Raw genomic sequence first — 10,152 nt, 5'->3', positions numbered from 1 at the left:
CATAATTTTATGGGAATTGAAGTTCCAGTGTATGTTGGAACGGAAATGCTTTCGAAAAAAATCGATATGAATGTGGTTTTTCTTAAAGTTTCCAAAGTTAGAAGAGGTTACTATGAAGCTGAATTTGAAATTTTGTCAACTAATGTAAAAGAAATTCCTGATTTTGAAATTATGGATATGTTCTTAGAAAAAGTGGAGCAACAAATTCTAGAAGCACCAGAATATTATTTGTGGACACATAAACGATGGAAGCATAGAGGGAAAAAAGGTAGTCTTTAAATTTAATTTTTATATAATTTTCTTTGTATAATTTTTTAAAATAAGCCATCAATTAATATGAATAATGCGAATCAAGGGTTAAAATATTAAGTTTATAAAAGCTGAAGCTATTTTTCCAAATATATGAATTAGCAAACCTTTGCTTGACCTTACTTTGTTTGCTCTTTGAATATCTGTTTTTTGAATTAGCCAATTAAACAGGGATTCTATGGGTTGTCTAACTCTTGATACTGCTGTTGAAAACAAATCATTTGCTACTTTATCTCTATTCTTAATTTCTTGACATTGCCCTTTTATTCCTTTGACTGGTGTCATCATAATTGATTTTTTTTCTTGCTCTAATTCAGTAAAAAAATCTTGTTTATTATAGATTTTATCTCCAAAAAAATTTCTGTTCGTTTTTTCAGACCAAGCCTCTACAAAGACTGTTAAATCATTTACTGATGCAGGCGTTATCTGAATTTCTTCAGGAAAAGGAATTTTATCTTGACGCCTAAAAGCTAATGCGTGTAATTTCACACCATAATAATACAAACTTTTAGTCGAGCAATATCCTTTATCTGTCAAGTCTTTAGCTACTTTACCAAGTCGTTTCCCTGAACAAGTAATTATTGGCATCGAATCCAGTAAACTTTGATTGATAAAACAATCAGAGGGTAAAAAATCTTCAAGGAGCGAAGTTATAAAACTTCTAAAAGCCTCTGACAATTGGTTAAGTCGATTAGAGAAACCAGCGTATGAGCCAAGTTTTGGAAACCAATCAAGCAAATAATCACAAGCATATTTGTGAATTTGTTTGATGCTAAAGCGTTGTTCCTCTTGAACTGCAAATAGATAAATGGTCATAATCTCTTGGTCTGTTAAATCTTGTTTGTCGTTATTACTGAAACGTTCACAAGTATATTTTAAATCTTTTTCAAATCTGTCGCAGATAATTGAGTAGATTTTTACTAATTTTGGGGCTTTAGGCTGATTAATCATATATTTATATGTGCGTTGAATACACTATGAATATACTGATTATCAGTTTATTAAGCTAATTATATTAAGAAAATTTCTTTTTTTTTTATATTTTTTCAACCCTTGATTCGCATGAATAATTCAAGAATAGATTTTTTTATAATTGATCATACAACTATTGGAGGTGTTGAGCGGGTTACTTGTACATTAATGAACTTGTTATTGCCAAGCAGAATAGAAATAAACTATTTGATAACATTGCATACGAGTTATGATGAACCACATTTCTTCTTTCCAAAGGAAGTTAATTACATTAATCTCGACTGTTCAAAAGACGAAATTGAAGATAAAATATTTGAACAATTTGTCAAATTAAAGATTAAAAATTTAATTTTTCAGGGAGACAATATGTCTATTTCAATCGCATTAATGAAAGCAGCCAAACGTGCAGGTGTTATTGCAATACCTCAATATCATGGATCCCCTCATGCTTATTTGGATAAATATATTTTCTTTGATGACATTATCAAAAATCCCTTTTTAATTTTTAAATATATGGTGGGGAAAATATTTAGACCTTTTAAATTACTGAAACTAAAAAAATACTTAATGTTGGCTGAATATGGTGTTGCTTGTGTTAGTAAAGGTTCGGCTGAAGAAATTAAAAATTTATTTAAAAAATCCTTGATTATCAGAGACAGGATTTTTACAATTTACAATCCACTTACTTTTGATTTAAAAGAAATTGTCTTAGATGAGGTCAATAAAAAAAATCATATTGTTTATTTATCTAGGTTGGAGAAAAAACACAAAAACTCTTCTCTTGTTATCAAAGCTTGGAGCTTGATAGCTCATAAATACCCAGAATGGGAATTGCATATATTGGGTGATGGATCTATTAAGAATCAGATGGAAAGTTTTGCAAATAAAAAAAACTTGAAAAATGTTTTTTTTCACGGGATGGTTATGGGAATTTCAGAATATTTATCAGAAAGTAAAATTTCAATTTTATCTTCCAATTGTGAGGGTTTAGGAATGGGTATTGTTGAATCTATTTGTCATAAAAATGCAATAGTTTCTACCTTGAGTAACGGTGGAATTGTTGATCTTATAAAACACAAAGTATCTGGATTACTGGTTCCAAGAAATGACTATCGGGCATTTGCCAAAAGTATTGAAATGCTTATGAATGATGAAAAATTAAGAATCAAATATGTAAATGCATCTTATGAGGTGCTAAATAATTTTTCTGATGAATCTATTGTTAGTGAATGGAAAAAACGTTTTGGTTTGAGTTTATAAATACTTGTCCAAACCATTTGTGCATCTTGTTAGCTTTTCCATTATAGTGTTCTTTAAAATAGCATCATTTATAGATAACATTTTTTTATTGTTTTCATTATGAAAAATATGTAAAGTATTGGCATTAAATTTTATGTTTTTTCGGTTGATATTTTTATTTAAAAGTCTAACTACCAGTTCTGTATCTTCTCTTCCCCAACCTATAAAATCTTCATTAAAACCATTTACTTTAACCAAATCATTTTTGAAGCAAGCCATGTTACAAGACCGAACTTGTTTGTCACTTTTTGTTATGTGACTAAATATTTTTGATAGTAAGGAGTTGTTTATGGTATTTTTTTTATTGGCTAAAATTTGATTTGATTTGATTGAAAAATCAATGTTTTTCTCTAATAATAACCTTTTGGAATACTCTTCATTGAGGATAACTCGTGGTCCAATAGTAAATTGGTTAGATTTACAATGCTTTAAATGATTTTCTATAAAATTGGGATGAAGGACTAGGTCACCATCAATCATAATAATGTATTCACCAGATGCTTTTGCAATAGCCTTATTTCTTGAAGCAGCTGCTCTAAAGCCAATATCTTCTTGCCATGAATGAATAATTGGTGTTTTGGATTTTATTTGCCACGCATTAATTAACTTTTGGGTTTCTTCCGAAGATCCATCATCAGCAATAATTATTTCAGTTGGTTTTATAGTTTGATTATCAACGCTTTTCAAAGTAGTATCCAATGCTTTAGGCCAGTTGTATGTTGTAATCAACAAAGTTGTTCTCATATTTATTTTGTTTTAAATATCAAAAAAACACTAATTTTTTGAAGCGATTTCTAAATATAATTGGTTTATGGCTAAAGCAATATTTTCATCATTAAATTTTTGTACAAATTCAAATCCTTTTTCAGCGATTTCTTTGCACAAGACATCATCAATTAATAAATCTTCAATTGCTTTCTGCATTTCGCTAACGCTTGTAGGATCAATATATATTGAATTGGGTCCGCCAGCTTCAGGAAACACACCATCACGAGTTGTTATAACTGGTGTTTTAGAATAAAGTGCTTCAATTATTGGAATTCCAAATCCTTCGTAAAGAGAAGGATATACGAAAATTTTGGCAAGTCTATATAAAATGGCTAGTTCTCGAATACTTAATCCTTCTAGAAATAAAACTTTATGCTCTAGATTGTGAGCCTGAATATATTTTTTTATTTCATTAACATAAGGTGTTTCTTTGCCAACGATGACTAGATTAGTTTCAATATTTTTTATGGACTTTACAGCCAAAAGTATATTTTTTCGAGTTTCAATCGTGCCAACGTTAAGAATAAATTCAATAGGCAAATTATATTTAGAGACCACTTCTTCAATTTCTTTTTTTGTAAAAACTTCCTTAAAAGCAGAATGGCAACCCTGATATATAACTTTTATTTTTGAGACTTCTATTTTTAAAAATTTAATGATGTCTTTTTTTGTTTGTTCGCTAATTGCGATTATCAAATTGGCTTCTTGAGCTGCTTTTTTGAATTTATAAAAATGTATTTTTCTGTCAAAAAAAGAATATAAATGAGGATGTCTTACAAATATTAAATCATGAATTGTAACTACGCTCTTGATTTTTTTAGCACTCAAACCACGAGGAATTTCTCCTGATAAGCCATGGAAAATAGTGATTTTATCTTTTTCTAAGTCATTAACAATTCCTTTTTGTCTCCATAAATTGTAAAATTTTGAGTAAAAAGAAGTTCGAGGTTTTTTTTCAAAAACATTGATATTATTTACCAAGAACAGGTTTTGTTTTGATGCTTTTGGATTATATAGATAATAGTTGTTTTCTGGAAAATACTGACTCAGTAAGCGTATCAAATCACGGCTATAATTTCCAAGTCCAGTTTTGTTATGAAAAACTCTTTTTGCCTCAAAGCCTATATTCATTTTATGATGTCTTAGTACTTATTAAACCGCAACATCATATTCTCTCAACGCATTGTTAAGAGATGTTTTTAAATCAGTTGATGGTTTGCGTGTTCCAATGATTAAAGCGCAAGGAACTTGGAAATCGCCAGCAGCAAATTTTTTAGTATAACTTCCAGGAATTACTACTGAACGAGCAGGAACAAAACCTTTTCTTTCTACAGGAGTTTCGCCAGTTACATCGATGATTTTTGTTGAAGCAGTCAAGCAAACATTGGCTCCAAGAACGGCTTCTTTACCAACGTGAACACCTTCGACAATAATACAACGAGAACCAATAAACGCTCCGTCTTCAATAATTACTGGTGCTGCTTGCAAAGGTTCAAGAACTCCTCCAATTCCAACACCACCAGAAAGGTGAACATCTTTCCCGACTTGTGCACAACTCCCAACGGTTGCCCACGTATCTACCATTGTTCCAGAATCTACATAAGCACCAATGTTTACATAACTTGGCATCATAATTACACCGCTAGCCAAAAAAGCGCCATAACGGGCAGAAGCTCCCGGAACTACACGAACTCCTTTTTCGGCATAATCTCTTTTTAATAACATTTTGTCATTGTATTCGAAGATTCCAGCTTCTAATGTTTCCATTTTTTGAATTGGGAAGTACATCACTACAGCTTTTTTTACCCATTCGTTTACTTGCCATCCGTCTGCAATTGGTTCAGCCACACGAAGTCTGCCTGAATCTAATAATTCGATAACTTCTCTAATAGCTGTTGTTGTAGTGTCTTCCTGTAACAAAGCGCGGTTTTCCCATGCTTGTTCTATTATGGATTGTAATTCGTTCATTGTTTAAAATTTTTCACAAATATAAATGGATTTTTTTGAAAACTACTTTGTTTTTGTAATACTAACATATTTACTTTTTTTGTTTGAAATATTAGATGGTTTTTAGTTGGCTTGGTCCAAAAAAAATCATTCGCTGATTTTGAACTAATTTTTTCATTTCTAATTGAGATAGTTCTTTGCGTATCTTTGTAAAATAATTTAAATTAAATGTCAAGAATTCTCGCCATAGATTACGGACAAAAACGCACCGGAATAGCCGTTACCGACGAAATGCAAATCATTGCTTCGGGTTTAACGACCATTCCATCAGCCACAGCAATAGATTTTTTGAAAGATTATTTTTCTAAAGAAAAAGTAGAAGCTGTCCTCATTGGCGAACCCAAACAAATGAATGGCGAACCTTCAGAGAGTGCTTCGATTATTAAAGGATTTGTGACTCATTTTACCAATCATTTTCCAGATATGAAAGTCATTCGAGTGGATGAGCGTTTTACTTCAAAAATGGCTTTTCAGTCGATGATTGATAGTGGAATGAAAAAGAAACAACGCCAAAACAAAGCCCTTATCGACGAAATATCGGCAACTATAATGTTGCAGGATTATTTGACACGCAAAATGTTTTAATGCAACCAAAAACTCAATTCCTAAATTTTTTTATTACTTTTGCGCTTTAATTCTTTGAACAGAAAAGGAATTCTTGAAAATTTCGGAAAACTGATTTCAAAACACTGAAACTAAAAAAATGATATTACCAATTGTAGGATATGGCGATCCGGTTTTAAGAAAAATGGGTGAAGAGATTTCTTCTGAATATCCAGATTTGAAAGAGACTATTGCTAATATGTATGAGACGATGTATAATGCTTATGGTGTGGGTCTAGCTGCGCCACAAGTAGGAATGAGTATTCGTTTATTTGTGATTGACACAACTCCTTTTAGCGACGACGAAGATTTACCTTTAGACGAACAAAAGCAATTAAAAGGTTTCAAAAGAACTTTTATCAACGCCAAAATGTTGAAAGAAGAAGGTGAAATTTGGGGTTTTAACGAAGGCTGCCTCAGTATTCCTGATGTGCGGGAAGATGTTTTTAGAAACGAAAAAATCACGATTGAATATTGCGACGAAGATTTTAACGTAAAAACAGAAGTATTTGATGGTTTGATAGCGAGAGTTATTCAGCACGAATACGACCACATTGAAGGAATCTTGTTTACTGATTTGATTTCGTCGTTAAAGAAAAAACTAATAAAAAAAAAATTGCAAAACATTATGGATGGAAAAACCAGACCTGATTATCGAATGAAATTTTGCAATAAAAAAGGAAGATAAGCTTTCTATAGCAATGTCAATTACAATATCAATTTAAAAAAATAAAATTTAAAAATGAATTTAGAAAAAATATTATCCATTTCAGGAAAACCAGGTTTATATGCATTGAAAGTTCAAACACGCTCAGGATTTTTAGCTGAAGCTTTGCTAGATGGAAAAAAAATTACCGTTGGATCTAGAATTAATGTAAGTCTATTGTCTGAAATTTCAATTTATACCATTAATGAAGAAAAACCTTTAGCCGAAGTGATGAGAAGCATTGCCATCAAGGAAGATAATGGTCCAGCAATTTCACATAAAGAAGATAATGCTAAATTGATTGCTTACTTTAAAGAAATTCTTCCTGAATATGATTCAGAAAGAGTATATCCTTCAGATATCAAAAAAATTATGAATTGGTATAATTTACTTCAATCAAAAGGTCTGGTTTCAAAAGAAGAACCTAAAATTGAAAATGCTGAAGAAGTATTGGAGAAAGTTGTAGAAGAAGTGGTTGCCGAAAAAGTAAAAGCTCCAGCTAAAAAAGCAAAAGCAAAGAAAGAGTAATATCTTTTCTAAAATATATTTTAATCCTGTCACGATGTTTTCCTGACAGGATTTTTTGTTTAAAAATATATAATGTAAAAATAATGTTATAACTTTGTTCTTATTTTTATAAATTATGGAAACAAATATAATTACAATTGGAAATTCAAAGGGAATTATTATTCCTTCTAAACTGTTAAAAATTGCTGGTTTTAAAAGTATTGTAAATTTAGAAATTAACGAAGGTAAATTAGTGATTAGCCCCTCAGAAAAAGTACGAGATGGATGGGAAGAATTAATAAAAATAGAAATTGATAAGAATGGACAGTCTAATTCATTGATTCCTGATTTTTTTGATGATGAACAAGAAAATGATTGGCAATGGTAAGACAATATGAAATTTATTGGGTTGTTCTTGATCCAACATTAGGAAGTGAAATCAATAAAATAAGACCTTGTTTGGTAATTTCTCCAAACGAATCAAATCAATTTTTGAACACCGTTTTGATAGCTCCAATTACTTCTAAAATCAGAAATTTTCCAATGCGATTAGGAATCGTTTTAGAAAATAAAAAGGGTCAAATTTGTTTTGACCAAATTAGATGTATTGATAAAATTAGATTAAAAACTAAAATTGATACACTTGCAAAAACCGATATTGAAAACGTAAAAAAGCTATTAAAAGAATATTTAGTAAACTGATGAACTCCAAACAAAACCAACTTCAAGCTTTCGAACGATTATTGCATATTATGGACGATTTGCGTGAAAAATGTCCTTGGGACAAAAAGCAAACACTTCAATCTTTAAGGCATTTGACTATCGAAGAAACCTACGAATTGGGTGATGCCATTTTGGATAATGATTTGAACGAAGTCAAGAAAGAATTGGGAGATTTGCTTTTACACATAGTTTTTTATGCCAAAATTGGAAGTGAAACCAACGATTTTGATATTGCCGATGTTTGTAACGAAATTTGTGAAAAACTCATTCATCGCCATCCTCATATTTATAGCGATGTCGTTGTAAAAGATGAAGAAGAAGTCAAACAAAATTGGGAAAAACTCAAACTAAAGGAAGGTAAAAAGTCTGTTTTAGAAGGTGTTCCAAAAAGTTTGCCGGCATTAGTAAAAGCAAGTAGAATTCAAGATAAAGTTAAAGGCGTTGGGTTTGATTGGGAAGAACCGCATCAGGTTTGGGATAAAGTGCAAGAAGAATTAGAAGAATTGCAAGTTGAGGTTGAAGCCGGAAATCAGGAAAAAATGGAAGCCGAATTTGGTGACGTTATGTTTTCTATGATAAATTACGCCAGATTTCTGAATATAAATCCCGAAGACGCTTTAGAACGCACCAACAAAAAATTCATCAAAAGATTTCAATATCTCGAAAGCAAGGCAGCCGAATTAGGAAAACCTTTAATGGATATGTCACTTGCCGAGATGGATGTTTTTTGGAACGAAGCGAAAAAAATGTAGCTATTGCTAATTTCCCCTTTTGAGGTTAAAGGGCTAATCTGCTATTCTTTTGAGTTTGTTAATGTTTTTGACAACAATTTTTTTACCAACTAACTCAATTAATCCTAATTTATTAAAATCAGATAATAAACGAATGCAACTTTCTGTGGCTGTACCAATCATTCCTGCAAGTTCTTCTCTAGAAAGTTGAATGCGAAGTGAGCCATCTTCATTTTTTCCAAAAGTTTCGTAAAGGTAAACTAAGGTTTCTGCTAATCTTTCTTTCACAGTTTTTTGTGACATTGAAACTACATGATCGCTTACTTCTTTCAGATCACCACAAATAGTTTTCATTAAGTTCATTGAGAATTGATTGTTTTTATCAAACAAACCTAGCACTTCACTTCGCGGAATAAAACAAACTTCCATATCTTCAAGTGCAACAGCACTTAAATTGGCGGCTTCATCGCTAATCATAGAACGTTGACCAAGTAATTCACCTGGTTTCACTAGTTTAACAATTTGGTCTTTTCCATTTGCGCTTAATTTGGAAAGTTTGCAAACACCACCTTTTACACAATAAATACCATTTACGCTTTCTCCTTCTTCAAAAATGTGTTCCCCTTTTTTGACAATATAGGATGTCTTGCATTCTGCAATTCTTAATAATTCATCTTTATCAAGTGCTTTTAGAGAGCTTAATTCCCTAACTATACATTGTTCACATTTATTCATAAAAAGAAAAGTATTAAACTATTTATGCAAATCTACAAATTTATATGATAATTATCATATTTTTAATATGTTCAGTTAGTAAATTTGTCAACATAAAAAAGATAACATATGAGTGCCCAAAACTGTTTCCATTGCGGGTTGGATATTATAAAAGAAGAGCAAATTATTTTTGACGAAAAGCAGTTTTGTTGCAATGGTTGTAAAACCGTGTATGAGATTTTCAGCGTTAATGATATGACTTGTTATTATGATTTCGAAAAATCTCCAGGGGCAACACCGCTTGATATTTTAGGTAAATATGATTTTTTAGATAATGAAAGCATCGTTTCGAAACTTCTGGAATTTCAAGAAGATACAACGGTAATTGTCTCATTAAGTATTCCGCATATTCATTGCAGTTCGTGTATTTGGATTCTCGAAAATCTTCAAAAATTACAAAATGGAATCAGTAGTTCACAAGTAAATTTTCCCGAAAAGAAAGTTAGAATCACTTACAATCCAGAAATTGTTTCGCTCAAAACGATTGTTCATTTATTGAGTTCCATTGGTTATGAACCTTATATCAGTTTAGAAAATTATGAAACAGGTAATAACAATGTCGATAGAAGTTTGACTTACAAACTAGGATTGGCCTTCTTTTGTTTTGGCAATATTATGTTGCTTTCTTTCCCTGAATATTTTGAAGTCAAGGAGTTTTGGTTAGATAGTTATAAACCATTTTTTAGATGGTTAATTTTTGCGTTGTCATTACCTGCGTTTCTATATTCGGCAAGTGGTTATTATGTTTCAGAG

13 protein-coding genes and 1 pseudogene are annotated in these 10,152 nt (G+C 31.1%); 9 read left to right on the top strand and 5 right to left on the bottom strand.

Going from position 1 to position 10,152, the window contains the following annotated elements; all coding sequences use genetic code 11:
• Positions 1-279 (top strand): annotated as a pseudogene (locus PHC28_RS11065) (lipid A biosynthesis acyltransferase); the annotation flags it as partial.
• Positions 280-357: 78 nt separating this feature from the next.
• On the opposite strand, the gene PHC28_RS11060 reads toward PHC28_RS11065, so the two are convergent.
• Positions 358-1,260: a transposase gene (locus tag PHC28_RS11060; RefSeq protein ID WP_300100098.1), complete on the bottom strand. Its 903-nt coding sequence runs from the start codon at positions 1,258-1,260 to the stop codon at positions 358-360.
• A gap of 408 nt (positions 1,261-1,668) precedes the next feature.
• Between PHC28_RS11060 and PHC28_RS11055 the strand changes: the two genes are divergently transcribed.
• Positions 1,669-2,541 (top strand): glycosyltransferase, encoded by an 873-nt coding sequence (locus tag PHC28_RS11055; RefSeq protein ID WP_300100096.1) that lies wholly within the window; start codon positions 1,669-1,671, stop codon positions 2,539-2,541.
• On the opposite strand, the gene PHC28_RS11050 is transcribed toward PHC28_RS11055, so the two are convergent.
• Genes PHC28_RS11050 through PHC28_RS11040 form a run of 3 tightly spaced genes read right to left on the bottom strand, consistent with a single transcriptional unit; the run spans position 2,536 to position 5,316 of the window.
• A complete protein-coding gene (locus tag PHC28_RS11050) occupies positions 2,536-3,324 on the bottom strand; it encodes a glycosyltransferase family 2 protein (protein WP_300100094.1) in 789 nt (262 codons plus the stop codon). The two genes, PHC28_RS11055 and PHC28_RS11050, sit on opposite strands and share 6 nt — an antisense overlap.
• Positions 3,325-3,354: 30 nt before the next feature.
• Positions 3,355-4,479: a glycosyltransferase family 1 protein gene (locus PHC28_RS11045; protein ID WP_300100091.1), complete on the bottom strand. Its 1,125-nt coding sequence runs from the start codon at positions 4,477-4,479 to the stop codon at positions 3,355-3,357.
• 21 nt (positions 4,480-4,500) lie between these two features.
• Complete coding sequence (locus PHC28_RS11040; RefSeq protein ID WP_300100088.1) at positions 4,501-5,316, bottom strand: 2,3,4,5-tetrahydropyridine-2,6-dicarboxylate N-succinyltransferase; 816 nt, start codon at positions 5,314-5,316, stop codon at positions 4,501-4,503.
• Between the two features lie 207 nt (positions 5,317-5,523).
• On the opposite strand from PHC28_RS11040, the gene ruvX reads away from it, so the two are divergent.
• From ruvX to mazG, 6 genes are all read left to right on the top strand, one after another.
• Positions 5,524-5,940: a Holliday junction resolvase RuvX gene (gene ruvX / locus PHC28_RS11035; RefSeq protein ID WP_300100085.1), complete on the top strand. Its 417-nt coding sequence runs from the start codon at positions 5,524-5,526 to the stop codon at positions 5,938-5,940.
• Between the two features lie 118 nt (positions 5,941-6,058).
• On the top strand, positions 6,059-6,646 hold the full coding sequence (gene def, locus PHC28_RS11030; RefSeq protein WP_300100082.1) for a peptide deformylase: 588 nt from the start codon (positions 6,059-6,061) through the stop codon (positions 6,644-6,646).
• A gap of 54 nt (positions 6,647-6,700) precedes the next feature.
• Entirely contained in the window at positions 6,701-7,192 is a 492-nt protein-coding gene (locus PHC28_RS11025) for a DUF5606 domain-containing protein (RefSeq protein WP_300100079.1), read from the top strand.
• Positions 7,193-7,307: 115 nt separating this feature from the next.
• The gene (locus PHC28_RS11020) at positions 7,308-7,559 is read left to right on the top strand and encodes an AbrB/MazE/SpoVT family DNA-binding domain-containing protein (protein WP_300100076.1); all 252 of its coding nucleotides are present in this window, start codon (positions 7,308-7,310) and stop codon (positions 7,557-7,559) included.
• The gene (locus tag PHC28_RS11015) at positions 7,553-7,873 is read left to right on the top strand and encodes a type II toxin-antitoxin system PemK/MazF family toxin (RefSeq protein ID WP_300100074.1); all 321 of its coding nucleotides are present in this window, start codon (positions 7,553-7,555) and stop codon (positions 7,871-7,873) included. Before PHC28_RS11020 ends, PHC28_RS11015 begins: the two co-directional genes overlap by 7 nt.
• The gene (gene mazG, locus PHC28_RS11010; RefSeq protein ID WP_300100072.1) at positions 7,873-8,646 is read left to right on the top strand and encodes a nucleoside triphosphate pyrophosphohydrolase; all 774 of its coding nucleotides are present in this window, start codon (positions 7,873-7,875) and stop codon (positions 8,644-8,646) included. Before PHC28_RS11015 ends, mazG begins: the two co-directional genes overlap by 1 nt.
• 33 nt (positions 8,647-8,679) lie before the next feature.
• Here mazG and PHC28_RS11005 read toward each other — a convergent pair whose 3' ends face one another.
• Complete coding sequence (locus PHC28_RS11005; RefSeq protein WP_300100069.1) at positions 8,680-9,360, bottom strand: Crp/Fnr family transcriptional regulator; 681 nt, start codon at positions 9,358-9,360, stop codon at positions 8,680-8,682.
• Positions 9,361-9,468: 108 nt separating this feature from the next.
• Between PHC28_RS11005 and PHC28_RS11000 the strand changes: the two genes are divergently transcribed.
• The coding region (locus PHC28_RS11000; protein WP_300100067.1) for a heavy metal translocating P-type ATPase metal-binding domain-containing protein at positions 9,469-10,152 on the top strand (684 nt) is incomplete at its 3' end.

It is taken from the genome of Flavobacterium sp. (assembly GCF_028712645.1).
GTDB lineage: Bacteria > Bacteroidota > Bacteroidia > Flavobacteriales > Flavobacteriaceae > Flavobacterium.
This window is presented reverse-complemented; position numbering and strand designations above follow the sequence as displayed.

Bases quoted from the DNA above. Each gene is read 5' to 3' on its own strand.
- PHC28_RS11060 (WP_300100098.1), bottom strand. From the start codon at position 1,260: ATGATTAATCAGCCTAAAGCCCCAAAATTAGTAAAAATCTACTCAATT.
- PHC28_RS11055 (WP_300100096.1), top strand. From the start codon at position 1,669: ATGAAAGCAGCCAAACGTGCAGGTGTTATTGCAATACCTCAATATCAT.
- PHC28_RS11050 (WP_300100094.1), bottom strand. From the start codon at position 3,324: ATGAGAACAACTTTGTTGATTACAACATACAACTGGCCTAAAGCATTG.
- PHC28_RS11045 (WP_300100091.1), bottom strand. From the start codon at position 4,479: ATGAATATAGGCTTTGAGGCAAAAAGAGTTTTTCATAACAAAACTGGA.
- PHC28_RS11040 (WP_300100088.1), bottom strand. From the start codon at position 5,316: ATGAACGAATTACAATCCATAATAGAACAAGCATGGGAAAACCGCGCT.
- ruvX (WP_300100085.1), top strand. From the start codon at position 5,524: ATGTCAAGAATTCTCGCCATAGATTACGGACAAAAACGCACCGGAATA.
- def (WP_300100082.1), top strand. From the start codon at position 6,059: ATGATATTACCAATTGTAGGATATGGCGATCCGGTTTTAAGAAAAATG.
- PHC28_RS11025 (WP_300100079.1), top strand. From the start codon at position 6,701: ATGAATTTAGAAAAAATATTATCCATTTCAGGAAAACCAGGTTTATAT.
- PHC28_RS11020 (WP_300100076.1), top strand. From the start codon at position 7,308: ATGGAAACAAATATAATTACAATTGGAAATTCAAAGGGAATTATTATT.
- PHC28_RS11015 (WP_300100074.1), top strand. From the start codon at position 7,553: ATGGTAAGACAATATGAAATTTATTGGGTTGTTCTTGATCCAACATTA.
- mazG (WP_300100072.1), top strand. From the start codon at position 7,873: ATGAACTCCAAACAAAACCAACTTCAAGCTTTCGAACGATTATTGCAT.
- PHC28_RS11005 (WP_300100069.1), bottom strand. From the start codon at position 9,360: ATGAATAAATGTGAACAATGTATAGTTAGGGAATTAAGCTCTCTAAAA.